At 42.5% G+C, this 25,564-nt stretch carries 18 protein-coding genes, 1 tRNA gene and 10 pseudogenes; all 29 read left to right on the forward strand.

What is annotated here, in order from left to right:
* The first annotated feature begins 16 nt into the window (after positions 1-16).
* Positions 17-604 (forward strand): polysaccharide biosynthesis C-terminal domain-containing protein, encoded by a 588-nt coding sequence (locus JCM19033_RS18005; RefSeq protein WP_054637348.1) that lies wholly within the window; start codon positions 17-19, stop codon positions 602-604.
* A pseudogene (gene mazG, locus JCM19033_RS18010) lies at positions 601-2,084 on the forward strand (nucleoside triphosphate pyrophosphohydrolase). Before JCM19033_RS18005 ends, mazG begins: the two are co-directional and overlap by 4 nt.
* A pseudogene (locus JCM19033_RS18015) lies at positions 2,081-2,361 on the forward strand (RNA-binding S4 domain-containing protein). The pseudogenes mazG and JCM19033_RS18015 overlap by 4 nt, the downstream one beginning before the upstream one ends.
* Positions 2,362-2,471: 110 nt before the next feature.
* Positions 2,472-2,768, forward strand: a complete 297-nt coding sequence (gene yabP, locus JCM19033_RS18020; RefSeq protein WP_054637349.1) for a sporulation protein YabP — start codon at positions 2,472-2,474, stop codon at positions 2,766-2,768.
* Positions 2,765-3,364: a spore cortex biosynthesis protein YabQ gene (gene yabQ, locus JCM19033_RS18025; protein WP_054637350.1), complete on the forward strand. Its 600-nt coding sequence runs from the start codon at positions 2,765-2,767 to the stop codon at positions 3,362-3,364. The genes yabP and yabQ overlap by 4 nt, the downstream gene beginning before the upstream one ends.
* Positions 3,365-3,440: 76 nt before the next feature.
* Complete coding sequence (locus JCM19033_RS18030) at positions 3,441-3,758, forward strand: septum formation initiator family protein (protein ID WP_083465568.1); 318 nt, start codon at positions 3,441-3,443, stop codon at positions 3,756-3,758.
* A 183-nt stretch (positions 3,759-3,941) separates the two neighbouring features.
* Complete coding sequence (locus JCM19033_RS18035) at positions 3,942-4,409, forward strand: S1 domain-containing RNA-binding protein (RefSeq protein ID WP_054637351.1); 468 nt, start codon at positions 3,942-3,944, stop codon at positions 4,407-4,409.
* A gap of 204 nt (positions 4,410-4,613) precedes the next feature.
* Positions 4,614-4,690, forward strand: a tRNA-Met gene (locus JCM19033_RS18040).
* Between the two features lie 400 nt (positions 4,691-5,090).
* Positions 5,091-6,644, forward strand: coding sequence for a hypothetical protein (locus JCM19033_RS26475; protein WP_269758363.1), 1,554 nt, complete (start codon positions 5,091-5,093; stop codon positions 6,642-6,644).
* Complete coding sequence (locus tag JCM19033_RS26480; protein WP_269758364.1) at positions 6,589-7,593, forward strand: SpoIIE family protein phosphatase; 1,005 nt, start codon at positions 6,589-6,591, stop codon at positions 7,591-7,593. The genes JCM19033_RS26475 and JCM19033_RS26480 overlap by 56 nt, the downstream gene beginning before the upstream one ends.
* Positions 7,594-7,685: 92 nt before the next feature.
* Positions 7,686-8,429: a VWA domain-containing protein gene (locus JCM19033_RS18050; protein ID WP_054637352.1), complete on the forward strand. Its 744-nt coding sequence runs from the start codon at positions 7,686-7,688 to the stop codon at positions 8,427-8,429.
* Entirely contained in the window at positions 8,389-9,234 is an 846-nt protein-coding gene (locus tag JCM19033_RS18055; RefSeq protein WP_306301387.1) for a serine/threonine-protein kinase, read from the forward strand. The genes JCM19033_RS18050 and JCM19033_RS18055 overlap by 41 nt, the downstream gene beginning before the upstream one ends.
* Before the next feature lie 187 nt (positions 9,235-9,421).
* The gene (locus JCM19033_RS18060; protein ID WP_054637353.1) at positions 9,422-10,189 is read left to right on the forward strand and encodes a threonine/serine exporter family protein; all 768 of its coding nucleotides are present in this window, start codon (positions 9,422-9,424) and stop codon (positions 10,187-10,189) included.
* A 7-nt stretch (positions 10,190-10,196) separates the two neighbouring features.
* Positions 10,197-10,640, forward strand: a complete 444-nt coding sequence (locus JCM19033_RS18065) for a threonine/serine exporter family protein (protein ID WP_054637354.1) — start codon at positions 10,197-10,199, stop codon at positions 10,638-10,640.
* A gap of 75 nt (positions 10,641-10,715) precedes the next feature.
* Positions 10,716-11,993, forward strand: a complete 1,278-nt coding sequence (tilS, locus tag JCM19033_RS18070) for a tRNA lysidine(34) synthetase TilS (protein WP_054637355.1) — start codon at positions 10,716-10,718, stop codon at positions 11,991-11,993.
* Between the two features lie 193 nt (positions 11,994-12,186).
* Positions 12,187-12,726 carry a hypoxanthine phosphoribosyltransferase gene (gene hpt / locus JCM19033_RS18075; protein WP_054637356.1) on the forward strand — a complete coding sequence of 180 codons (540 nt, stop codon included), beginning with the start codon at positions 12,187-12,189 and terminating at the stop codon, positions 12,724-12,726.
* A 70-nt stretch (positions 12,727-12,796) separates the two neighbouring features.
* Positions 12,797-14,836 (forward strand): ATP-dependent zinc metalloprotease FtsH, encoded by a 2,040-nt coding sequence (gene ftsH / locus JCM19033_RS18080; protein WP_054637357.1) that lies wholly within the window; start codon positions 12,797-12,799, stop codon positions 14,834-14,836.
* A 236-nt stretch (positions 14,837-15,072) separates the two neighbouring features.
* Positions 15,073-15,837 (forward strand): annotated as a pseudogene (locus tag JCM19033_RS18085) (type III pantothenate kinase).
* A 39-nt stretch (positions 15,838-15,876) separates the two neighbouring features.
* Positions 15,877-16,776 carry an Hsp33 family molecular chaperone HslO gene (hslO, locus tag JCM19033_RS18090; protein ID WP_054637358.1) on the forward strand — a complete coding sequence of 300 codons (900 nt, stop codon included), beginning with the start codon at positions 15,877-15,879 and terminating at the stop codon, positions 16,774-16,776.
* 122 nt (positions 16,777-16,898) lie between these two features.
* A pseudogene (gene cysK, locus JCM19033_RS18095) lies at positions 16,899-17,827 on the forward strand (cysteine synthase A).
* A 165-nt stretch (positions 17,828-17,992) separates the two neighbouring features.
* Complete coding sequence (gene pabB / locus JCM19033_RS18100; protein ID WP_054637359.1) at positions 17,993-19,462, forward strand: aminodeoxychorismate synthase component I; 1,470 nt, start codon at positions 17,993-17,995, stop codon at positions 19,460-19,462.
* On the forward strand, positions 19,459-20,043 hold the full coding sequence (gene pabA / locus JCM19033_RS18105) for an aminodeoxychorismate/anthranilate synthase component II (protein ID WP_054637360.1): 585 nt from the start codon (positions 19,459-19,461) through the stop codon (positions 20,041-20,043). Before pabB ends, pabA begins: the two co-directional genes overlap by 4 nt.
* 1 nt (position 20,044) lies before the next feature.
* A pseudogene (pabC, locus tag JCM19033_RS18110) lies at positions 20,045-20,895 on the forward strand (aminodeoxychorismate lyase).
* Positions 20,896-20,918: 23 nt separating this feature from the next.
* Positions 20,919-21,760 (forward strand): annotated as a pseudogene (folP, locus tag JCM19033_RS18115) (dihydropteroate synthase).
* Positions 21,753-22,111, forward strand: a pseudogene (gene folB / locus JCM19033_RS18120) (dihydroneopterin aldolase). Before folP ends, folB begins: the two co-directional pseudogenes overlap by 8 nt.
* Positions 22,112-22,637, forward strand: a pseudogene (gene folK / locus JCM19033_RS18125) (2-amino-4-hydroxy-6-hydroxymethyldihydropteridine diphosphokinase).
* Positions 22,589-22,792 carry a helix-turn-helix domain-containing protein gene (locus JCM19033_RS18130; protein ID WP_054637361.1) on the forward strand — a complete coding sequence of 68 codons (204 nt, stop codon included), beginning with the start codon at positions 22,589-22,591 and terminating at the stop codon, positions 22,790-22,792. Before folK ends, JCM19033_RS18130 begins: the two are co-directional and overlap by 49 nt.
* A gap of 36 nt (positions 22,793-22,828) precedes the next feature.
* Positions 22,829-23,371 (forward strand): annotated as a pseudogene (locus JCM19033_RS22660) (tRNA-dihydrouridine synthase); the annotation flags it as partial.
* A 287-nt stretch (positions 23,372-23,658) separates the two neighbouring features.
* Positions 23,659-25,147: pseudogene (gene lysS, locus JCM19033_RS18140) on the forward strand (lysine--tRNA ligase).
* The last annotated feature ends 417 nt before the right edge of the window (positions 25,148-25,564 follow it).

Raw genomic sequence — 25,564 nt, forward strand, 5'->3', positions numbered from 1 at the left:
TGGGGCAGCAGCTGCCTTGGGGCTGTGGGTCATTGCTGAATCCGTAAACGTCATGTTGTTTGTTAATGGACACGGTACAGAGGTGCTTAGGTGGCTTGGCTTAACACTAGCCGTAAGCGGCGCAGCCGTCACATCAGCAGCTGTACTTCAAGGCAGAGACCACTTTTATCTGCCGGCTATTCACTTAAGTATAGGTATTATCGTCAAAATTTCTTTGAACATTTTGCTTATTCCAGCTTTCACAACAATTGGAGCTGCGGCAGCAACCGTAACAGGGATAGGAGTTACAGCTCTGCTAAATATTATTTTTATTTACCGAAAAGGCTATGCTGTAAAAATACAAGCCTTGCATGTTGTCAAAGGGGGAGCTGCTCTGCTTTTTATGTTACTGTTCACTTGGATTTTACATACCTGTCTTATGACTGCAGGGGAAGGTGGACGGGGAGTTCATGCCATTGCGGCGGTATGTTCTGCCACCGGAGGAGGAGGCATCTTTTTGCACCTCTTGTTACGCTGGAAAGTGATCTCCTCTCCTGAAAGCAGCTATCTCCCTGGCATGGACCGTTTAGAAAAGATTCTGTTGGTAAAGGAGCGATCAGCATGACTAGTAAAAAAATTTCAATCGTAGGTCTAGGACCTGCAGGTCTTGAATTTCTTCCACTAGGAGCATACAGGTTCATTAAAAAACAAGAGAAGGTCTACGCCAGAACAACAGATCATCCTGCTGTGAAAGATCTTCAGGAGGAATCTATAGCAATTGACAGCTTTGATTATTTATACGAAAAGCATGGAAATTTTGAGGATGTTTATAAGGAGATTGTAGAACGGCTCAGTGAGGAAGCACGCTCAACGAATGTTTGCTATGTCGTTCCTGGTCATCCCATGGTTGCTGAAATGACGGTACAGCTGCTCATTGAAAAAGAAGCAAAGGGTGAAGTGTCTATAGAATTTAAGGGAGGAGCAAGCTTCCTTGATCCCATGTTTCAAGCTCTTCAGATTGACCCGAGTGATGGTTTTCAGCTTTTAGATGCGACTGAGCTGAGTAAGGAAAATATGAATGTACGACAGCATATGATCATTACCCAACTATATGATCCACTTATTGCTTCGGAGGTTAAGCTTACTCTGATGGAAAAAGTTCCAGATGACTATGAGGTAAAGCTGGTAACAGCGGCAGGGTCTACGAGGGAAAGGGTAGAGACGCTCCCTTTGTATGAGTTGGACAGAAAAGCGGAGATAAGCAATTTAACAGCACTATATATTCCTCCAGTAAAGGATGAAGCGCTCCTGTACCAGGACTTCAACACACTTCGGCAGGTAATTGCAGAGCTTAGAGGTCCAAATGGCTGCCCGTGGGACAAAAAGCAAACACACCAGTCTCTTAAAAAATATCTTCTTGAAGAAGCTTACGAAGTATTGGACGCTATTGATGAAGAAGATGACTGGCATCTTCAAGAAGAGCTGGGAGATGTATTGCTTCAAGTCATGCTTCATGCGCAAATTGGAGAAGATGAGGGTTACTTCACGATAGATGATGTGATAGAAACCATTACAGAAAAAATGATTCGCCGCCATCCTCATGTATTTGGAGAAGAGCAGGCAGAAACGGCCGACGAGGTAGTGACTAATTGGGATGCAATAAAAAAGGAAGAGAAAAAAACAAAGGGGAAGATACAGAGACATCCTCTATATTAAGCAGTATCCCCGTGTCCCTTCCGTCCTTAATGAGAGCATTCGATCTCCAAAAACAAGCAGCGAAAGTGGGGTTTGACTGGGGCGAAGCAGAGCCAGTCTGGGCTAAACTTCAGGAGGAAATAGAAGAAATAAAGGCTGAAATTCAACAAGCTGACAAGGAAGCGATGAAAAAGGAATTCGGGGATCTGTTGTTTGTCCTGGTAAATCTGGGCCGCCACTATGGCCTTCATCCTGAAGAATCCCTTCATATGACGAACCAGAAATTCCAACGTCGATTTGCCTATATCGAAAAAAGGGTACGAGAAGAAAAGAAAAACCTTGAGGACATGAAATTAGAAGAAATGGATGCTTTATGGGAAGAGGCAAAAAGGAAGGAGAGAGAATCATGAGAATTGATAAGTTTTTAAAGGTTTCCCGTTTAATCAAACGCAGAACCTTAGCAAAAGAAGTGGCTGCCAAGGGAAGAATTACAGTTAACGGAAACAAGGCTAAAGCCGGCACCGAGGTAAAAGAAGGCGACGAGATTGCGATTCAGTTGGAAGTAAAAAAGTTACGGTAAGGGTAGAGGCAATCAAGGATACGACAAAGAAAGAAGAATCAAATTCGATGTACACTGTTTTAAAAGAAGAAGTGCAAGAGGCAAAAGAAGAGGAGAGAAATTACTAAAGTTAACCTGGCTGCGGTCAGGTTATTTTTGTTTTGCTTATTCGTTTATTCTATTACTCTCTTGTGACGCATAGGGATGAAACAAGCTAAAGAAACAGGAGAGTGGTCGTATGACATACCGTGATGATTATCAAGTAGAGCGTCCTCAAAAGATTCATGATATTACCCTCAAAGGAAGAAAAACATTAGAGATTTCAGGTGTGAAAGAAGTTGAAAGCTTTGACAATGAAGAGTTTCTATTAGAAACAGAGCTTGGCTATCTTTCCATCAGGGGCCATAACCTTCACATGAAAAACCTGGATGTAAAGGAAGGCGTTGTTTCTATTGAAGGGAAGGTAGATGACCTCATCTATCTGGATCAGCAGGATAACAAAACAAAAGGCTTATTCGGGAAGTTGTTCAAGTGACACTCTCTGTCCAGTTCTACACTATGCTTGTAATGGTCCTTATGGGAACAGCAGTAGGAATGAATTTAGATTTATATCATCGGTTCCTGGGGAAAGAACGATATTTTTCCTGGAGACGAGCTTTACTTGATGTATTGTTCTGGGTGGTTCAAGCCTTGTTGATATTTTATTTTCTCCTTCATGCTAATGAAGGAGAAATGCGTATTTATGTTTTTCTTGCTCTCCTCTTTGGCTTTTATTTTTACCGTCTTTGGGGCAGAGAAGTTTTTATGTCTACCGTCGAGAAAGTAATTACCTTTGTAAAACATTTGCTTCGTATTTGCAAGCAGATAATTACATTAACCGTTTTCAAACCTGTCAAATTCATATTGAAAGTCTTGGTAAGCTTAGGTATGATAGGAATAACAACCTTGTGTTCGATAGCAATAGGAATCTTCCGTGTAATTATATTCCCTCTTCGCTGGTTGGCATCGCCAATTGTTAGCCTGTTTATCCGCTGGTTCCCTCCTTCTTTGCGAAAAAGCATAAATTCTAAGGTAGATTTATTAAAAAAATGGGTAAAGGAGTGGCGGATATTTAAACGTAAAGGTGGTTAGAAATGGCAGATCAAAAAAGAAAATTACCAGACTGAAAACACAGTACGCAAGCGAGAAGAATCGTGAGCAGGAAAGAATGAAAGCTGTAGAAGAAAAGCGTAGACGCGGCCTGTCACGGCGCCTTACTGCTCTTGCAGCAGTCGGCATTCTTTTTACTATTATTGCCTCCGTTACTTTAATATCCCAGTGGTCCATGCTTGAAGCAAAGAAAGAAGAAAGAAACAGCTTGGAAATAGAGATAAAAGAGCTGCAAGCGGAGGAAATAGAATTGAAGCAGGAGATCGAGAACTACAACGATATAGACTACATAGCAGAAATTGCTAGAAGAGATTATTATCTAACAAAGCCTGGAGAAACGTTATTTAAAGTTCCGGCACAACAACAGTCTGATTGACACTTATTTTTTCATTCAAGTATAATAGTGGTGGCTGGCGGAAGGCATGCATGAAAACTTGCCCTGCTTACAAATAAGTGATTAACAAATTGTCTCACTTATCGTGTATAATAAAGGTGCAGGATATTCTTGCCCAAGGCCGCAATGAAATTTGAGAAGTATACAAGGAGGAGCATTTTTTTCATGTCAATTGAAGTAGGCAGCAAGTTGGAAGGGAAAGTAACCGGTATTACCAACTTTGGAGCATTTGTGGAACTTCCGGGAGGCAAAACCGGACTGGTGCATATCAGTGAAGTTGCCGATAAGTATGTGGATAACATTAATGAATTTTTAACTGTGGGAGATACAGTCACAGTGAAAGTAATGAAAGTAGAGGACGATGGTAAAATCGGCCTTTCTATCCGCAAAGCGCAGGATCGTCCTGAACGTCCAGAGCGTCCAGAGCGACAAGAAAGAACAGACCGTCCTAAAGGTGACCGTCGTGGCGGCTCCGGACGCGGGCCGGGCCGTGGTGGACCAGGCGGACGACCGCAACGCCCCGCTTCTTTTGAAGATAAAATGAATCGTTTTCTAAAAGACAGCGAAGAGCGTTTGGCCTCGTTACGTAAGAACACTGATTCCAAGCGAGGTGGCCGTGGATCTAAGCGCTAATCTTGCTGCCGGCTCTTGCAAATAATATAAGAAAAAGGGTGACTTATACAGGGTGGTGCCTGTTTGCCTCTAACCTTTCCTCCTGATCGTTAAAAAGGAAAGAAGAGACTGTAAGCATTCCCTGCCTGTCACCCTCTTTTCTGTTAAAAAAACTATTGACTTATTTGTAGAGAAAAGATACAATATTTATTGTCGCATAAACGAGGCGGTGTAGCTCAGCTGGCTAGAGCGTACGGTTCATACCCGTGAGGTCGGGGGTTCGATCCCCTCCGCCGCTACCATACTTAGTTTATCTTTACTAAATTAATAGATAAATCTTATAAATACGACCGAAAGGGATCTCCCTTTCGGTTTTTTTGTCTAATAAATGATTGTTTCCTGTTATTTGAAATATATGTAGCCAAATAAAAAGAACCGGATTTAATTATCTGACTTTTTCAACTTCTTTCGCCTTGATCTGTCTTTATAGACAGGTCCTTTTTTTGAAAAAAGAAAAGTTTTAAGATTATAATCAGCTATTTATTTTTGGAAAAAAAAGTAAAATCCTTAGTGGGACAGGGAATTGGTTTAAGAAAAAGAAAACGTCGAAGAGTTTTTTGGGGGGGATTTGGCATTTTGACAAACATTGTACTTTTCAACATCTATACTTGCTTTACAACTCCTTACAAGGCGGTGAAGCATGTGTTACAAAAAGAGACCACGACTAAAAGAAGCGTAGACGTGTTATGGCCTGTTAAACAAACATGGGGAATGATAACCGCAACAGGAAAAAAAGGAAAGGAACGAGCGATACGAGGATCTGAATTGGTTTTTCTGCAGTGGGGAGGGCTCCTTTTTATTGTAGGGGTGCTATTGGGAAGAGCTGTGCTGTTAGCAGAGCTTTATCCTTTTGCCATCCCTTTCTTTGCTGCCGTGTATGTGTGGAGGCGAAACAAAGGGGTCGTTGCAGCGGCAGGTATTCTTTTAGGAACGTTCCTCGGAGCTCCTTTTCACGCTACGTTTGTATTAGGAGGAATTATTCTTTTTGTTTTACTCTTTGAATGGATGAAACGATACAGCTGGAAAACCTCCATGTCTCTTCCTATAAGTGTTTTACTGGCCACCGGGCTTTCACGGTTGTTCGTAAACTGGGCTTCCCTTGGCGAAATTACTAGTTACACAGGGGTAATGACCGGTGTGGAAGCTGGGCTGAGCTTCGTACTTACTATGATATTTATGCAGAGCCTTCCTCTCCTGATGACTAAAAATCGCAGACAGCCTTTAAAACACGAAGAAATTGTCTGCTTCATTATACTTTTGGCTTCAATAATGACTGGCGCTATTGGTTGGGTAATTTATGGCTTAGCTGCCGAGCATATGCTGGCTCGTTACTTGGTGTTGTTGTTTGCTTATATTGGTGGAGCAGCAATTGGTTCAGCTGTCGGGGTAGTCGTAGGTCTGGTGCTAAGCCTTGCAGCGGTAGCTAACCTGTATCAGATAGGGCTCCTGGCATTTGCCGGCTTGCTTGGAGGACTATTAAAAGAAGGGAAAAAACTGGGGGTGAGCCTGGGGCTGTTGTTAGGAACGGCTCTGATTGCTTTATATGGAAATGGAATGGGAGCCGCAAGCTTGACGTTAGCAGAGTCTGCTGTAGCCGTTTTGTTATTTTTCTTTACGCCTAAAGTGGTGACGAGCTTTTTAGCTAAATATGTTCCCGGGACTTCTGAACACGTGCAGGAGCAGCAAAAGCATGCCAAGAAAATAAAAGACGTTACAGCTATGAAAGTCGAGCAGTTTTCAAAGCTGTTTCAAACGCTGTCTCATAGCTTTTCCGTACCCCCGTCTGTTCACAGGAGAGAGGAGGAACAGCATGAAGTGGATTTAATGCTGAGCCAGGTGACGGAAAAAACGTGCCAAACGTGCTTTAAAAAAGAAAGATGCTGGGTTAATCAATTTAATGAGACCTATGAAAGCATGTCAACCATGATTGAAGAATTACAGGTAAGTGGAGGGATTTCCCAAAAGACACAAGGGAGCTGGAGCCGCTTATGCCACTACAATACAAAAGTAATCAATGTGATGAAGGAGGAATTGGCTGATCATGAAAAGAGACAAACATTAAAATTAAAAGTAGAGGAGAGCAGAAGACTTGTAGCGGATCAATTAGAAGGAGTCTCCAAGATTATGGAAAACTTTGCTGGTGAAATACAAAAAGAAAAAAGAAAACCATTATTGGCAGGAGGAACGAATACATGATGCGCTTAATCATGCCGGGGTAGAAATTAATCACATTGATATTTATAGGCTGGATGAAGGCAATGTAGAAATAGAAATGATAATGGAAAAGGATGAAGGGTTTGGTAAAGGAGAAAAAGTGATCGCGCCGATGCTTTCCGATATTTTAAATGAACATATTGTTGTAGCAAAAGAAAAAAGTGATGAAGCAGAGGTTGGATATTCCTGCATTACCTTTGTATCAGCCAGGACATACACCGTGGAAACAGGAATAGCGACTGTCGCTAAAGGAGGGACGTGGGTATCTGGTGACAGCCACTCAGCAGTGGACATTGGGTCAGGAAAGTTTGCCGTGGCAATTAGTGACGGCATGGGAAATGGAAAACGAGCCCATGAAGAAAGCAAGGCCACTCTGCAGCTCTTGCAGACCATTTTGCAGTCGGGAATGGATGAAACAGTAGCGATTAAGTCTATTAATTCAATCCTCTCCCTTCGTACAAATGAAGAGATGTTTTCTACACTGGACTTGGCGATGATAGATTTACAGGATGCAGACGCCAAGTTTCTAAAAGTTGGTTCCATACCGAGCTTTGTAAAAAGAGGGAGTAAGGTATTTCAAATAGAAGCAGGTAACCTCCCGATGGGGATGCTGGACAACGTTGAGGTGGATGTCGTAAATGAGCAGTTAAAAGATGGGGATCTTTTAATTATGATGAGTGATGGAATATTTGATGTTCCTAAAGGAATCGAAAACAAAGAAGTGTGGATGAAACGTCTTGTCTATCAGTTAAATGTTAATAAGCCGCAGGAGGTGGCAGATCTTTTATTAGAAGAAGTGATTCGGGCCGGACAGGGGGAAATTAACGATGATATGACGATCGTGGTAGCAAAAATTAAGCGAAATATACCAAAGTGGGCGTCAATACCAGTTGGACAGCATGTAAATCTGTTAAGGAAAAAAGCTCAGTAGCAGAATCATAGAAAGAAAGGAGAGAAAAGTATATTCCCCTTCGGATTTGTGAAAGATGGTACCATTACATCTTCATAACGGAGGGGTATTTTATGAGTAAAGGCACGTTAAAGCAAATTTTGTTGTTAACTGATGGGTGCTCGAATCAAGGTGAAGATCCGGTTGCTATAGCTGCTCTTGGGAAAGAGCAAGGAATAACCACAAACGTTATCGGTGTCCTTGAAGAAGGGATGATGAGCCAGCAAGGGGAGAAAGAAGTTGAGGAGATTGCTTTAGCTGGAGGGGGAATAAGCCAGATTGTATACGCAAAGCAGTTGGCACAAACGGTACAAATGGTAACAAGAAAAGCGATGACACAAACTCTTCATGGGGTGGTGAACAAAGAACTTTCGAGTATTCTTGGAAAAAATCAAGAGTTGGATGATCTTCCTCCTGAGAAGAGAGGAGAGGTGATGGAGGTCGTTGATGAGCTGGGAGAAACCATTCGCCTTGAAGTACTAATTCTAGTAGATACTAGTGCCAGTATGAAAACAAAGCTGCCCATGGTGCAGGAAGCTCTTACTGATTTGTCTGTAAGTTTAAATTCCAGAGTTGGAGAAAATCGCTTTTCCTTATATTCATTTCCCGGGAAAAGAAAAGAGGTAGATCAGCTTCTGGACTGGACTCCAAAGATAGAGTCATTGACCGGCAAATTCCAAAAGCTTACGGTTGGAGGAGTTACTCCTACAGGGCCGGCTTTACAGGCTGCTTTGCTCAATTTTGGAAGACGTCAGGATAAAAGGAGTCTGATTTCTCGTGGTCACGAAGAAGACTACATGGAAGAGTCAGGATTCTAACTTGCAAAGGGGGACATGTATAACAGGGAAATGGCACGGGCACAAGTACCACGTATTAAAAAAGCTTGGGGAAGGAGCGACGGGTACTGTTTATCTGGCCGAATCGCCAAAAGGAAAAGTAGCGGTAAAAGTGGGAAAAAACAATATGTCTATTACTTCAGAGGTCAACGTATTATCCCACTTTTCAAAAGTAAAAGGACAGGTCTTGGGGCCTTCCCTCCTTGATATGGATGATGTGATCCTTCAAGGAGAGGCCTTTCCGTTTTATGTAATGGAGTATTTAGAAGGAACAACTCTCCTTTCCTTTGTAGAGAACAGAGGAAGTGAATGGGCACCTATATTTATTGTTCAGCTGCTTGGAGACTTGGATCGCCTTCACCGGGCCGGGTGGGTATTTGGAGATCTTAAGCCTGATAATTTAATTATTACCGGTCCTCCTGCAAGAGTCAGATGGTTTGACGTGGGCGGCACTACCCTCATAGGAAGGTCGGTAAAAGAATACACAGAGTTTTTTGATAGAGGATATTGGGGATTGGGAGACCGAAAAGCAACCCCATCCTATGATCTTTTTGCTTCCGCCATGATCTTTCTTAATGTCGCCTATCCAAATAGATTTGAAAAAAAGGGAGGAGAAAACCCTCTTCCTTATCTTTCAGGAAAAATAGAGTCGGCTCCTTTGCTGCGTCCGTACAAGAAAGTATTGATTAGGGCATTAACCGGGGAATATCCAAACGCTCAATTAATGAAAAAAGATTTAATGGAATCCATCTCTGACAAACAGAGAAAAGAAAAGAATAAAGCCTGAAAAAAAAGGAAAGCAATTGAAGAAAAAAAAGAGTCCCCCCCCGCCAGTGCTCCTCCTGAGAAAAAGCCTTCCTACAAAATAGAAATAATGTTAACTGCCTCTTTTCTCTTTTTAGCATCTGTCTTATACTTAGTGGGACAGTGGATATAATTGAGAAAATTTACTAAAAAGCGAGGTGGGCCTGCTTATGGCAAAAGCAGAAGAAACAATGGATGTATGCCTTTTAGCAGGGCACCTTTTACTAAAATACGGAGCGGAAACATACCGAGTAGAGGATACAATGAAAAGAATGGCGCAAGCCTCGCATATGAAAAAGGTCAACAGTTTTGTTACCACTACCGGTATCTTTTTATCGTTTCAGACTGAAGATGGCTCTGATTTAATGCAGATGATTCGGATCGTCGAAAGGTTTCAGGACTTAAGCAAGGTTACGTCAGTAAACCAAATATCAAGAGAGTTTGTAATTGGAGATATTTCATTAGAAGAAGCAAATCTTCAGCTTCTTGATGTAGAAAACGCTCCTATGAATTATCCTCTCTGGCTCATCTATTTAGCTTCAGGAATAGGTGGGGCAGCTTTTTCGTTTCTAATGGGCGGGAACTTGTTTGATATGCTTCCTGCATTCATAGGAGGAGTCATTACTACATTAAGTCTCGTATTTTTTCAGCATTTTTTGAAAGCCAAGTTCTTTTCAGAGTTCATGGCTGCTTTTATAGGAGGAGGGACAGCTTTTTTTCTTGTGGGTATTGGTTTTGGCTCAAATATTGATCAGATCATTATAGGGTCATTAATTCCGCTGGTCCCGGGTATTCCATTAACGAACTCTGTCCGTGACTTGATGTCGGGAGATCTGGTTGCCGGGGTGGCGAGGGGCTCTGAAGCAGCTTTAACATCACTTTCCATTGCTTCCGGGATAGCCTTATCAGTGACAATATTTTTAGGAATAATAGGGTGATAGAGGTATGTTGTTAGAGTTATTCCTTTGTTTTATAGCTACTGCTGCCTTTGGCATAATCTTTAATGTACCTTTCCGTCTTGTTTGGGTTGGAGGGTTCATCGGTGTACTTACATGGTTTCTTTACCGAATCTTGCCTGAATTTGATATTCCATTAGCCTTTGCCACCGGAGCTGCGGCTTTTAGTGCAGCATTTATTTCACACTGGCTGGCACGTTTTCAAAGAGTACCTGTCACTACTTTTACCATTCCGGGGATTATTCCTCTTGTTCCTGGTGGCAAAGCATATGCTACCATGCTTGCATTTGTTGATGAGGATTATATAACCGGCCTTGAGCAGGGAGTAGGGACCTTGCTTCAAGCAGGTGCGATCGCAGCCGGCCTAGTGTTTGCTTTATCTGTGTTTTCAATAGGCAGAGGAGTGGGACAGCGTTATGAAACAAACCGTTAAGGATTTTATTACCTCCCACAAGTTAATTGACAAGGGAGATACCATTGTTGCAGCTGTTTCAGGCGGCCTGATTCCATGGCTCTTCTTCATTACCTTCATGAGATGAAAGATACCTGGGATCTTCAGGTTGTAGCAGCACATGTGGAGCATGGCCTCCGCGGTACACCCTCTATAAAGGATGCAGAATTTGTAGAGGAGTGGTGCCGGGAGCATTCTGTCTATTTTGAAAAGGTGCACCTTTCATTAGCTGATAAAGTAAAGCAAGACAAAGGATCAGTGCAAAAGACAGCTCGCCAGGCAAGGTACGAATTCCTGGGAAATGTAATGATCAGATGGGGAGCACAGAAGCTTGCAACCGCCCACCACGGAGACGACCAAGTAGAGACAATGCTTATGAAGCAGACGTCAGGAAGAGCGTTAATTGGAGAAATGGGGATACCGGTGAAAAGAGAAGAGGCATATGGCGTAATTATCCGGCCACTTCTCTCGGTTACAAAGGAAGAGATTTTGGCGTATTGTCAAAAAGAAGGAGTTACATACCGGGAAGATGAGAGTAATAAGAAAGACGACTATTTAAGAAACAGGTTTCGAAAAAGGATCCTTCCTTTTTTAAAAGAGGAAGAACCAGAAGTCCATTCTCATCTACAAAAACTATCTGAATGGATGAATGAAGACAGAAAGTATATAGAAGCGATGGCAGAATCAGAAATAAAGAAGTCAGTCATCTCTAAACAGCCTGATGAAATTACCATATCTGTCCCTTGCTGGGCATCTCTTCCTGTTTCTTTACAAAGACGGGGGATTCCTCTACTATTAAAGTATCTTTTTAGGGATAAAGAGCCAGAACTTTCATCAATACATATAGAGGATTGTCTGCGCCTTATTTCGGGTACTAGTCCCTCAGGACAACTGGATCTCCGCCAGGGACTGATGGTGGTTCGTTCATACGAGAAATGCCGTTTTACAATGGAAAGACGCGTGGAGAACAGGAATACAGAGGAAAAAAGAAGTCTGAAGGTACCTGGTGAAACAGTGTGGAACGGTCACAAGGTCACAGCAAGGATTAGTGATCAGCTTCCACCTGCCTGGAAAGAAAAGGACATATTTGTATGTGAGCTTGAGGGGCTGCCTCTTCCCCTGACAGTGAGAGGGCGTCAGCCAGCTGATCGCATACGGCCAGCGGGGATGAAAGGAAGACAGAAAGTGAACCGGATTTTTATTGATGAAAAAGTCGATAAAAGCATACGTGATCACTGGCCGGTCATTGTTGATGGAGAAGGGGATATTTTGTGGCTTCCCCTGTTAAAAAATCTGAGAGAGCGCTCACTGCAACACAAAGCAAGCCTTTTTTAATTTTATTGTATGAAAAAAGGTGAAAGTGACAAAATGGTGAAAGATACGGCATCGTGGAGTTTTATGTGCCTATTTAAAGTGCAGGAAGGGTGTAGAGTGCTTTTTCTCATGGTAAGATAGGTCTCGAGGTAAAAAGACGCACGCTTTTGAGGCTTGCAAACATACATTCCATTCGGGAGGGTACACATAAAGAATGAAAGATGAAATCCAAAAAGTTCTAATTACTGAAGAAGAGATCCAGGAAAAAATAGGTGAAATTGCGAAAGATATGACGGCTGAATACGAAGGGCGTTTTCCATTGGTGATTGGAGTGCTCAAAGGAGCTCTCCCTTTTTTGACCGATTTGACGAAACGAATTGATACTCATTTGGAATTTGATTTTATGGATGTATCGAGCTATGGCAACAGTACTGTTTCTTCTGGAGAAGTAAAGATTATTAAGGACCTTGATACATCAGTTGAGGGCCGGGATGTTATTATTCTGGAAGATATCATTGACAGCGGATTGACATTAAGTTATTTGGTAAGCCTAATAAAGCACAGAGGGGCTAAATCATTAAAAATTGTTACTCTTCTCGATAAGCCGGATGGCCGAAAAGTTGACTTAGTTCCTGATGTAGCAGGTTTTAATGTTCCGGATGAGTTTGTCGTCGGGTATGGATTGGATTATGCAGAAAGATATCGAAACCTCCCCTACATTGGTATTCTTAAGCCGGAAATTTACAAGAGCTAATTATTGTGAGGAAGAGAGCAAATATGATACTATTATCTAAGCTTTTATTGTCCGTGGGAGGAGGTCAGGAATGAATCGTATTTTTCGTAATACAATCTTTTACTTGCTTATATTTCTCGTTATCATAGGGATTATCAGTTTCTTGGGAGATGATCCGCAACAAGCTGACCTAGAGGTAACGTCTAATGAATTTGTTAGCACTCTGGAAAACAACGAAGTAACATCCATGATGGTACAGCCTGAAGGAGAAGTGTATTTCGTTCAATATCAAACTCAAGAGTCCGCTGAGGACGAGTATTTTCATACACACATTCCTATTTCAGAAGCATCAACTAACTTACTTATGACAGCACAAGGACCTGATGGGAACGTGGTGACGTTTGAAACGGAACCAGCCGAAGAGCCTGGAGGCTGGGTTACTTTCTTTGTTTCAGTTATCCCTTTCATCATCATCTTTATCCTGTTCTTCTTCTTGCTTAGCCAGGCCCAGGGCGGCGGCAGCAAGGTTATGAACTTTGGTAAGAGTAAGGCCAAGCTTTATCAGGAAGATAAGAAGAAAGCCCGCTTTAAAGATGTGGCTGGTGCAGATGAAGAGAAACAGGAGCTTATGGAAGTTGTTGACTTCCTTAAAGACCCGCGGAAATTCGCCACAATCGGTGCCCGTATCCCTAAAGGTGTTCTTCTTGTAGGACCGCCGGGAACAGGTAAGACATTAATCGCAAGAGCTGTGGCTGGGGAAGCCGGAGTACCGTTTTTCTCCATCAGTGGTTCAGACTTTGTGGAAATGTTTGTCGGTGTCGGTGCATCCCGTGTTCGTGACCTCTTTGAAAATGCAAAGAAAAATGCTCCGTGTATTATTTTCATTGATGAAATTGATGCCGTGGGCCGCCAGCGTGGTGCCGGTGTCGGCGGCGGGCACGACGAACGTGAGCAGACGCTTAACCAATTGCTCGTAGAAATGGACGGGTTTGGTGCCAATGAGGGGATAATTATCATTGCTGCGACAAACCGTTCGGATATTTTGGACCCAGCGCTCTTGCGTCCTGGACGTTTTGACCGTCAGATTATGGTAGGCCGTCCTGACGTGAAAGGCCGTGAGGAAGTACTTAAAGTACATGCCCGTAACAAGCCTTTAGCAGATGACGTGAATTTGAAAGCCATCGCACAGCGTACACCTGGTTTTTCAGGAGCTGATCTTGAGAACCTCTTAAACGAAGCTGCCCTGGTGGCTGCTCGGGAAGACAAAACGAAGGTTCACATGAAGCATGTAGAGGAAGCCATTGACCGTGTGATTGCTGGTCCTGCGAAGAAGAGTCGAGTGATTTCCGAGAAAGAAAAAGGAATCGTTGCGCATCACGAAGCAGGCCATACGGTCGTCGGTGTGAAGCTTGAAAATGCGGATATGGTTCATAAGGTAACGATTGTTCCTCGAGGACAGGCAGGCGGTTATGCTGTTATGCTTCCAAAAGAGGACCGTTACTTCATGACGAAGCCGGAGCTTCTCGACAAAATTGTCGGTCTACTTGGCGGACGTGTAGCTGAGGAAATTATCTATGGCGAGGTAAGTACAGGAGCCCATAATGATTTCCAAAGAGCGACTGGTATCGCAAGGAAAATGGTTATGGAATACGGTATGAGTGATAAGCTGGGACCTCTGCAGTTTGGTTCAGGGTCCGGCGGTCAAGTATTCTTGGGACGAGACATCCAAAATGAACCAAATTACAGTGATGCAATCGCCCATGAAATTGACCAGGAAGTTCAGCGCATTATTAAGGAATCATATGAGCGCTGCCGCCAGATTTTAACCGAAAACAAGGACGCTCTTGAACTGGTTGCTCAAACGCTTCTAGAGCTTGAGACCCTGGATGCTGAACAAATCCAATCTCTTGTTAATGAGAAGAAGCTTCCGGAAGGTCATCATGCGAACCCTGAAAACCAGGACAATGATGATGTGAAGGTAAATATTCAGTCTAAATCAGACAATGACAAGGCTGATGTCTCTTCTTCTGAAGAAGGAAATGTGACAAAAGAGCCAGAAGATGGAATCGAAGAATCTGGGCCAAACGATCTGCCTGAGAATCCAGATCCTGAAGACAGAGATAAGCGTTAAGATGAGTATTTTTTAAAAAAAGGGGTGCCTGCGGGCATCTCTTTTTTAATGCCTGGTATTGTAGCTGAGCAAGCTGGATCAGAAAAAAGGTGTAATACCTCTGGTAAGAAGGGGACAAGTTCTATAGGAATCTGATCAGGGGAAAAGACATTTTGCTTTCATATTTTTTGTCTATAAGCTATTCTTTGTAAGCAAACGTTTTAACAATTAAAAAAGGTGCAATAGTGGTGATATAAATGATTTGTGTAATTGACGTGGGAAACACCAATATAGCGTTAGGGTTATATGATAAAGAGACACTTTTATATCATTGGCGCATTTCTACTGACCGAAGAAAAACGGAAGACGAGTATGGGATGATAATTAAATCTCTAATGGAGAATAATAATGTACCAGCCAAAGTGTAGAAGGCATTATTATTTCTTCCGTTGTTCCTTCCATGATGTTTGTATTTGAGCATATGTGCAAAAAATACTTCAACCTTTCACCTATGGTGATTGGCCCGGGAATTAAAACGGGACTGAACATTCGGTATGACAGTCCAAGAGACGTAGGGGCTGACAGAATTGTTAATGCAGTCGCAGCTCTGCATCAATACAATGGTCCTTTAGTGATTGTAGACTTTGGGACAGCGACGACTTTTTGTTATATTGATTCCTCAAATCAATACGCAGGGGGGGCAATTGCTCCCGGCCTCACGATTTCCACAGAGGCCCTGTACAATCATGCCTCTAAGCTGCCAAGAGTTGAAATAAGCAAACCAGAGAGCGTAGTAGGGAAAAATACGGTTCATGCTATGCAGTCTGGAATATATTATGGTTTTGTAGGACAGGTAGATGGGATAGTATCTCGAATGATTGACCAGGCTGATCAGACCCCATTTGTCATTGCTACCGGTGGGCTTGCCAAGTTAATCAGCAAAGATTCAAAAACGATCAACAAAGCAGATCCATTTTTAACCTTAAAAGGTTTAAAAAGTCATTTATGAAAAAAATAAATAAATCATTAAAAGGAATTTTCTACGGAAAGGATGGACTAGTATGTCTGATTATCTTGTAAAAGCAACGGCCTATGAGGGAAAAGTAAGGGCCTATGCAATTAAATCCACCGAAATGGTGAATGAAGCGGTCCGCAGACATCAGGCGTGGCCAACAGCCGCAGCAGCTTTAGGACGAGCGATGACGGCTGGGTCCATGATGGGAGCCATGCTAAAGGGAGACGATAAACTAACGATTAAAATCGAGGGTGGCGGCCCAATGGGACCAATCGTAGTTGATAGTGACTCTAAAGGGAATACGAGAGGGTATGCTCATAATTTACAGGTTCATTTTGATTTAAATAAGCATGGAAAATTGGATGTAGCCCGGGCAGTAGGAACAGAAGGACATTTGGCAATAGTAAAGGATTTAGGAATGAAGGAGCACTTTACTGGTAACAGTCCTATTGTATCTGGTGAACTTGGAGAGGACTTCACTTATTACTTTGTTACCTCTGAACAGGTTCCTTCATCAGTGGGACTGGGAGTACTTGTTAACCCTGATAATACGATAATGGCTGCTGGTGGTTTTATTCTGCAACTGCTTCCAGGAGCTGATGATGAGCTGATTGACAACTTAGAGAAGCAGCTTGGTGCAATGCCTCCTATTTCTAAGCTCATTGAAAAGGGAAAAAATCCTGAAGAAATTCTCCAAATTATCTTTGGAGAGGAAGTAAAGATTCTTGATAAACAAGAAGTGAAATTCACTTGTCAATGCTCTAAAGAACGAGTTGGAAATGCAATTGTGAGTCTTGGAAGCGAGGAATTAGAGGATATGATCCAAAAGGACAAGGGAGCGGAAACACAGTGCCATTTTTGTAATGAAATCTACAATTTTTCTGTAGAGGACTTACAGGAACTAAAGGAACGTGCGTTGAATAGTGAAAGTAATACCCCTGGATAAAAAGGGGTATTATCATTGAGCCCCGGCTTTAATGAATAAAGTGTTTGACACTTTAAATAATCTACTGGTAAGATAAAAACAATAAAGCCTATGAAATTACTAGGGTATTAGGAGGAGTCTTAATGAGAGTAGCAAATTCAATTACTGATTTAATTGGAAACACTCCGCTAGTAAAGTTAAATCGTTTAGTGGGAGAAAACGACGCAGATGTATACTTAAAGCTTGAATTTATGAATCCGGGAAGCAGTGTTAAAGATCGTATTGCGTTAGCGATGATTAAAGACGCTGCAGAACAAGGAAAGCTTAAAGAAGGAGATACACTTATAGAGCCAACAAGTGGAAACACGGGTATTGGATTAGCAATGGTTGCTGCTGCTCAAGGATACAAAGCAGTGCTTGTCATGCCTGATACAATGAGCATGGAGCGCCGGAATCTGTTACGCGCATATGGTGCAGAACTTGTACTTACACCTGGATCTGAGGGTATGGGTGGAGCAATCCGTAAAGCGAACGAGCTGGCAGAAGAAAATGGATATTTCATGCCTCAGCAATTTGAAAATGAAGCAAACCCTAAGATTCATCGTGAGACAACAGGAAAAGAGCTTCTGGAACAAGTAGACGGTCAAATTGACTCATTCGTATCTGGTATTGGAACTGGCGGCACCATTACAGGTGCAGGTGCCTCTTAAAAGAAAATTATCCGGAGATGAGAATTGTAGCTCTTGAGCCAACTGACTCCCCGGTTCTTTCTGGCGGAAGCCCCGGCCCGCATAAAATCCAGGGCATTGGCGCCGGTTTTGTACCAAAAATCCTCGACACTGACGTGTATGATGAAGTCGTTCAGGTAAGCAAGGATCAAGCTTACGAATATGCTCGCCGTGCAGCGAGAGAAGAAGGCATCCTTGGCGGGGTATCTTCGGGTGCGGCGATTTATGCTGCATTAGAAGAAGCAAAAAAGCTTGGTAAAGGAAAGAAAGTTGTAGCTATCATTCCTAGTAATGGAGAGCGCTACCTCAGTACACCTCTTTATCAATTTGAAGAATCAGAATAAGAAGCTATTAAAAAGCAGCCGTTTCTGGCTGCTTTTTTTGGAATCTTTTAAACGATGGGGTAAGACACATTAGCGGAGAAGGCTCCTTATTTTTTTCTTGTCTCTTAATGGTACAATGAGGAACGATTTAAAGCTTCCCATGGAAGAATGCGAGGAGTGACAATGATGAATGAAGCTTTTTCCCCGCTTCCTGCAAAAGAAAGCCGTCGATACGTCAAAGCGCAGAGCTTTTCTTTTCCAGAGGAGAAGTGGTTTCACACATATAAACATATGAGCAAAAATCTAGAATATCACGTTCTGCTTGAAAGTGGCCGAAGCGGCCGCTACAGCATGGCCGGCCTCTCTCCTTTTGCTTTATTAAGAGGAAAAGACGATCTATTTACCGTAGAAACAAAAGAGGGGAAAGCTGAAACCAAAGGAGATATCCTTGAGGAAATGAGGCGGTGGCTGGCACCTTACCAAACTAAAAAACATCCGGAGCTTCCCGATTTCCAGGGAGGAGCTATTGGTTTTTTCAGCTATGACCTTGTCCGGCAGGTCGAGCTTTTACCACAGGATTCAAGCGATGATTTAAATACAGATGATTTTTATTTTCTAGTGTTTAACGATGTCTTTCTTTATGATCATCAAGAGAAAAAGCTATGGATAATCGTTCATTACCAAGAGAGTGAACAGCAGAAAGCAGAGGCCAAAATAGCAGATTATTATGCAAGCTGGTCTGATCCTTATCCCTCCTGGGAATGGTCAAACAAAGAAGAGCAAGAGGAAATGTGGGAGGTTTCTCTAAATGAAGGTGAGTTCTCACAAGCTGTACGAAAGGTACAAGACTACATCAAAGCTGGTGACGTGTTTCAAGTAAATCTATCAGTGCGGCAGGCGAAGACTCTTCAAACGGAACCCCTTCATATTTATGAAAAGCTAAGAGAACTTAACCCGTCTCCGTATATGGCTTACATTCACACTCCAGATTTCCAGCTTGTGAGTGGATCACCGGAATTATTAGTAAAGAAGGATGGAGAGGAAGCAAGCACAAGACCGATTGCCGGGACGAGGTCAAGAGGGAAAACCAAGGAGCAAGATCTGGCCCTTGAAGAAGAGCTCCTCTATAATGAAAAAGAGCGGGCTGAGCACGTTATGCTCGTCGATTTGGAAAGAAACGACTTAGGAAGAGTGTGTAAATACGGGAGCGTCTACGTAGACGAACTCATGGTTATTGAACGATACTCCCATGTCATGCATATCGTTTCAAATGTAAAAGGAATACTTGCCGAAGACATAGATGTATATGATATGATAAGAGCAACCTTTCCAGGAGGAACCATTACAGGTGCTCCTAAGATTAGAACCATGGAAATCATTGAGGAGCTGGAGCCTGTCCGACGGGGAGTGTACACAGGATCTATAGGCTGGATTGGGTTTAACGGAGACATGGAAATGAATATTGTCATTCGAACCTTGCTTGCAAAGGAAGGGAAAGCTTATGTCCAGGCTGGAGCAGGTATTGTAATTGATTCTAATCCTGCGGCTGAATATAAGGAGTCCTTGAAAAAGGCAAAGGCCTTGTGGAAGGCAAAAGAGCTGAGTGAAGAAGAGGTATCAGGAAAACAGAGTAGAGCGGAGGAGGAACATTTATGATTTTAATGATTGATAATTACGATTCATTTACGTATAACCTAGTACAGTATCTGGGTGAAATGGGAGAGGAACTGGTTGTAAAAAGAAACGACCAGGTAACTCTTGAAGAGATAGAAGAATTAGCACCGGATTTCATTATGGTATCCCCGGGCCCTTGTACTCCAAACGAGGCAGGGATCAGCATGGAAGCGATCCGTCATTTTGCTGGAAAAATTCCTATTTTTGGAGTGTGTCTGGGTCACCAGTCTATTGCCCAGGTATTCGGCGGAAAAGTGATTCGTGCTGACCGTTTAATGCACGGGAAAACATCCGACATTTATCACGAGGATAAAGGAGTGAACAAGGGACTGCCACAGCCTTTTACAGCAACTCGCTATCACTCGTTAATTGTGGAAAAAGAAAGTCTGCCTGACTGTTTTGAAATTACTTCTTCCACAAAAGAAGGAGAGATTATGGGTATCCGCCATAAAACACTGCCGGTGGAAGGTGTGCAATTTCACCCTGAATCCATAATGACAGGAGACGGAAAAACTCTTTTACGCAACTTTATTGAAACCCACCGGGCTGTACAAGGAGTATAAGATGTATATTCATATAAACGGAAAAATTATGAAGGCGGGCGAAGCTCGCCTTTCCCCTTTTGAACATGGATTTATGTACGGATTAGGGCTTTTTGAAACATTCAGGGTGTATGAGAATCACCCTTTTTTGTTAGATGATCATTTTAGGCGGCTGGAAGAAGGTCTAGCGATGATGAATATTCGGTGGACATACGAGCGGTCATCTGTAGAAGAAGAAATAAATCTTCTTCTTAACGCCAACAATCTTCAAAACGCTTATGTCAGATATAATATCTCAGCAGGAGAACAGGACCTAGGGCTGACAACAAGCCAGTATCACAACCCCACGAAAATTATCTACATGAAGCCTCTCACGCCTCCTGTTTCTTCTCTAACAAAAAAAGGAGTAATCCTTTCTACCTCCAGGAATACGCCAGAAGCTGATATTCGACTAAAGTCCCACCATTACTTCAATAGTATATTAGGAAAAAGAGAGCTTGGAGATCATCCGGATGAAGAAGGTATCTTCCTGACCAGAGAAGGTATATAGCAGAAGGAGTAGTTTCTAATATATTCTGGCTGAAACAGGGAACACTATATACGCCATCTGTAGACACTGGCATTTTAAACGGAATCACTCGACAATTCGTAATGACATTAGCTAGAAAGCTAGGCTATTACATTCGCACTGGAAGATTTTCGTTGGATCATTTATTGAGTGCAGACGCAGCATTCGTGACAAATTCAATCCAGGAAATTGTGCCTTTATCGGAAATAGATGAAAGAAAGTTTAAAAAGTCTGAGGATATCACACGGTTGAAAGCACACTATGCTTCGTTTCGTGAAAAATTATGGAGCCGTCAAGAAATCTAAACATGCAAGGAGGGACAACAATAATGAAACATTCATTTGTTTCCTGGGGGAAATGGGAGCTCGATTTTACAGAAAAGACGTTTGTTATGGGAATTATTAACGCAACACCTGATTCCTTTTCCGACGGGGGAAGATACAATAATGTAGAAAAAGCGGTTAAAGGGGCGGTTGAGTTGTAAGACAAGGCGCTGATATTATAGATGTAGGCGGGGAATCAACACGTCCTGGAAGCACAAAAGTAGAGGAGAAGGAAGAGCTGGAAAGAGTCATTCCTACAGTAAGAGAGATGGTAAAACATCTCACTGTTCCTATTTCAGTGGATACATATAAAGCAGAGGTGGCAAGGCAGGCGATTGAAGCAGGCGCCGCGATTATTAATGACGTGTGGGGGGCAAAGGCTGACCCTGACATGGCTCGTGTAGCCGCAAAGTACGACGTACCGATCATTTTAATGCATAACCGAACGAATACTGATTACGGTGATCTGCTTGAAGACATGATTAACGATGTACAGGAAAGCATTGATATTTGCCGCAGGGCCGGAGTGAAAGAAGACAAGATTATACTTGATCCAGGAATCGGTTTTGCTAAGACATATGAACAGAATCTAGAAGCAATGAGAAGAATGGATGAATTTACAGCACTTGGTTACCCGGTTCTTCTAGGAACCTCCAGAAAGTCACTTATTTCAAAAACACTTAACCTCCCGCCTTCAGAAAGAGTAGAAGGAACAGGGGCCACGGTTTGTCTAGGGATAGAAAAGGGATGCAATATTGTCAGGGTGCATGATGTGCTGGAGATGAGCAGAATGGCTACAATGATGGATGTGATGCTTGGAAAGAGGAAGGTGAGTACTTTTGGATAAAATTTTTGTAAATGGGATGGAGTTTTACGCCTATCACGGGGTATTTCCGGAAGAAAACAAGTTGGGACAACGTTTTCGAGTGGATTTGACTCTTGAAGCAGATCTGAGCGAAGCAGCAGCCAGTGATGATTTAAAGAAAAGCGTGAATTATGGAGAAGCTACCAGGTTGTAAAAGAAATTGTCGAAGGACAAACATATGATTTAGTGGAAACCATAGCCCAGGCAATTACTGATAAAGTACTGGCAGAGTTTTCAATTATTGAGAGGGTCACTGTTAAAGTGATTAAGCCTGATCCTCCAATACCCGGACATTATGATTACGTTGCCATTGAACTAACGAGGGAAAGATAAATGAATGAGGCCTATATCTCACTTGGCTCAAATATGGGGAACCGGGAGCAGTATTTGTTCGAAGCGGTTCACTTATTACAGCAAGTTCCAGGTGTTATCGTGGAAGAAAGTTCGTCTTTATATGAAACCGAACCGGTAGGTGTAACGGATCAGAAATCTTTTTTGAATATGGTCACTAAGATTCAAACAGAGCTTTCACCTGTGGAACTACTAGAAGCAACACAGGAAATTGAAAATAAATTACAGAGAGTAAGGGTTGTTCGGTGGGGCGCACAATAGACCTTGACATTTTACTCTACAATAAAGAAAATATTGAAATGAGTCACTTAAATATCCCCCATCCCCGCATGATGGAAAGGCTTTTGTATTAATACCGCTGCAAGAGCTTGCTCCTCACCTTATCTTGCCGGGGTTTCATATAACGATAGATAAAGCGGTAGATCAGCTGTCAGATAAAGATAAAGAAGGTGTAAGCGCATGGAAAAGCAACATTGGGCAAGAAGAATTCGGGCATACCGAAAATTAAAAGGCTATACCCAGCAAAGCTTTGCTAATGAGCTTGGAGTATCTGTTTCTTTATTGGGAGATGTTGAGCGTGGAACGCGCATCCCCGATGAAGAATTTATAGAGAAGGTCACCGAGGCACTAGGGATTTCAAAACACGAGCTTCAATCAGGTTGACACAAAACGAAGGTGAAAATGCTATAGGCATTTGAAATGAAGAATCGAGTGGTTCCTGCTCCGATGGCTGGTGTATGTCATCCGGCATCTCTGACCGCCAAGGATTTTGGAACGGGTTTGGTATGCGCAGAAATGGTGAGTGGCAAAGCCTCTTGCATAGGAACGAGAAATCTCTTCAAACGCTTTACGTAGAGGAAAGAGAAAAGCTGCTGAGTCTCCAGATTTTCGGAGTGACTAAAGAAACGGTAACAACAGTCGCTAAGGTCATTGATAAGCAGACGAACGCGGACATTATTGAATATGTCCGGTTCCAAAAGTAACAAAGTGTGATGCCGGTGCCAAGTGGCTTCTCTACCCAAGGTCTATGAGATGGCAGCCGTACCGTTGATGCCGTTGACAAGCCAGTGACAGTGAAAATGCGCATGGCATGGGATAAGGACCACATACATGCCGTAAAAAATGCAAGAGCTATTGAAAGAGCGGGCGGACAAGCGGGTATCCCTTCATGGACGAACGAGAGTGCAAATGTATGAAGGGACTGCAAATTGGGATATCATTAAGGAAGTAAATGATCACTTGCATACAAGAGAAGAAATTTCCAATGTTCTTTACAACTACGTAGAAGAAGTGGAAGCGAGAGAAGCTGAAAAAGTTTCTGCCTGCTAAAAAGTGCTTGGATGTGCACGCCCCCTTCTTTAAACTGTAACTAGAGGTCTCCCTCCAAAGCGTCTTCCTTCCGTTGTTCTTTAAGGAGTTTTAGACGAAAGGAGCTAAAGCAGGGCTCCCTCTTTTTTACATACTTTACTTAGGTTCAATAGAGTTGAAAAATGGTGTACCGAAAATAAGCAGGATCGGGAGTTGATGATATGAGCGAAGAGCTTGAATATAATGACCAGATGAGTGTACGAAGAGATAAGTTGAAGGCAATGCAAGAAGAGGGACAGGATCCATTTGGAGGCCGCTTTGAAAGAACTCATACTGCAGAGTCCATGAAAAAAGAATTCGATCAATATACCAAGGATGAGCTTTCAGAAAAAGAAAGCCATGTCACTTTAGCTGGACGAATCATGACAAAGCGCGGGAAAGGGAAAGCAGGTTTTGCCCATATTCAGGACCTTACCGGGCAGGTTCAGATCTACGTAAGAAAGGATCAAGTAGGCGAGGAACAATACGAAATATTCCAAAGCGCGGATATTGGCGATATTGTAGGTGTTAAGGGATCAGCTTTTAAAACAAAAGTTGGAGAGCTTTCAATCAAAGTGAGCGATTTCACCTTTTTATCTAAATCTCTTCGTCCTCTTCCAGATAAGTTTCACGGTTTAAAGGATGTAGAACAAAGATATCGGCAACGCTATCTGGATTTAATTGTGAACCCCGAAGTGCGCGATACATTTGTGACTCGAAGCAAAATCCTTCAATCCATGCGTCGGTACCTTGATGAAAATGGCTACTTGGAAGTGGAAACCCCTATGATGCATTCAATCCCCGGGGGGCATCCGCGCGTCCTTTTGTGACTCATCATAATGCCTTAGACATGGAGCTATACATGCGAATCGCGATAGAGCTTCATCTAAAAAGGCTCATTGTCGGTGGAATGGAAAAGGTGTATGAAATCGGGCGAGTGTTCCGAAATGAAGGAGTTTCCACTCGTCACAATCCCGAATTCACCATGATTGAATTGTATGAAGCGTATGCAGACTACAAAGATATAATGAAATTAACGGAAAACGTGATCGCTCATATAGCACAGGAAGTGATCGGATCAACGAAAATTACCTATGGGGACTATGACGTAGACTTGACACCGGAGTGGAAAAGGGTTCATATGGTAGATGCAATAAAAGAATATACTGGTGTCGATTTTTGGCAGGATATGAGTGATGAAGAAGCAAGAGCTCTTGCAAAAGAGCATAAGGTACCTGTCAAAGAGACAATGAGCTTTGGGCATGTCGTTAACGAGTTTTTGAACACTTTGTAGAAGAGAAACTTATTCAGCCAACGTTTGTGTATGGACACCCCGTTGCTATTTCTCCCCTTGCCAAAAAGAATCCGGAGGATCCTAGATTTACGGATCGCTTTGAGCTGTTCATCGTAGGGAGAGAACATGCAAACGCCTTTACTGAATTAAATGATCCGATAGACCAGCGGGAACGTTTCGAAGCACAAGTGAAGGAACGGGAGCAAGGAGACGATGAAGCACACATGATGGATGAAGATTTTCTAGAGTCTCTTGAATATGGTCTTCCGCCTACCGGTGGATTAGGTATAGGAATTGACCGGCTCGTTATGCTGTTAACGGATTCTCCATCTATTCGTGACGTTTTGCTTTTCCCGCAAATGCGGCACCAAGAATAATAACCAAATGTAATAACAAAAACACCTGCAGAAAAGGCAGGTGTTTTTTGTAACTAATGCAAGGGTAAAGGAGGGGGGAAAAGAACTATCATTTTCAGAGAGGTTCCGTTATCATTATAAAAGACATTAAAAAAAGTTAGTAAAGGTGTTGCATTTCTTTTTAGATGGTGATATATTATTTCTTGTCGCCAAAAAGCGATGAGGAAACAAACAAATAAAATTGAAGCAGTTATTATACTACGGTAATACAGCTTCTGGTCAGTCATTTCTTTTTATAGGTATTGACACTTTAGCCAGAACTTGTTACTATAACATTCCTGCTTCAAAAAGCGCTCAAAAAACTTTAAAAAAGTTATTGACTTTTTATCAACTATAGTGATATGATAATAAAGTCGCAAAAAGAGCGGCAGGGAAATG

This window comes from Thalassobacillus sp. C254 (assembly GCF_001310615.1).

What these genes read in the sequence shown, in the direction of transcription:
- pabB (WP_054637359.1), top strand. Translation starts at nt 17,993, where the DNA reads ATGAATGAAGCTTTTTCCCCGCTTCCTGCAAAAGAAAGCCGTCGATAC.
- pabA (WP_054637360.1), top strand. Translation starts at nt 19,459, where the DNA reads ATGATTTTAATGATTGATAATTACGATTCATTTACGTATAACCTAGTA.
- hpt (WP_054637356.1), top strand. Translation starts at nt 12,187, where the DNA reads ATGAAAGATGAAATCCAAAAAGTTCTAATTACTGAAGAAGAGATCCAG.
- ftsH (WP_054637357.1), top strand. Translation starts at nt 12,797, where the DNA reads ATGAATCGTATTTTTCGTAATACAATCTTTTACTTGCTTATATTTCTC.
- JCM19033_RS18065 (WP_054637354.1), top strand. Translation starts at nt 10,197, where the DNA reads ATGTTGTTAGAGTTATTCCTTTGTTTTATAGCTACTGCTGCCTTTGGC.
- JCM19033_RS18050 (WP_054637352.1), top strand. Translation starts at nt 7,686, where the DNA reads ATGAGTAAAGGCACGTTAAAGCAAATTTTGTTGTTAACTGATGGGTGC.
- JCM19033_RS18030 (WP_083465568.1), top strand. Translation starts at nt 3,441, where the DNA reads ATGAAAGCTGTAGAAGAAAAGCGTAGACGCGGCCTGTCACGGCGCCTT.
- tilS (WP_054637355.1), top strand. Translation starts at nt 10,716, where the DNA reads ATGGCTCTTCTTCATTACCTTCATGAGATGAAAGATACCTGGGATCTT.
- JCM19033_RS18060 (WP_054637353.1), top strand. Translation starts at nt 9,422, where the DNA reads ATGGCAAAAGCAGAAGAAACAATGGATGTATGCCTTTTAGCAGGGCAC.
- hslO (WP_054637358.1), top strand. Translation starts at nt 15,877, where the DNA reads ATGTCTGATTATCTTGTAAAAGCAACGGCCTATGAGGGAAAAGTAAGG.
- yabP (WP_054637349.1), top strand. Translation starts at nt 2,472, where the DNA reads ATGACATACCGTGATGATTATCAAGTAGAGCGTCCTCAAAAGATTCAT.
- JCM19033_RS18130 (WP_054637361.1), top strand. Translation starts at nt 22,589, where the DNA reads ATGGAAAAGCAACATTGGGCAAGAAGAATTCGGGCATACCGAAAATTA.
- JCM19033_RS18035 (WP_054637351.1), top strand. Translation starts at nt 3,942, where the DNA reads ATGTCAATTGAAGTAGGCAGCAAGTTGGAAGGGAAAGTAACCGGTATT.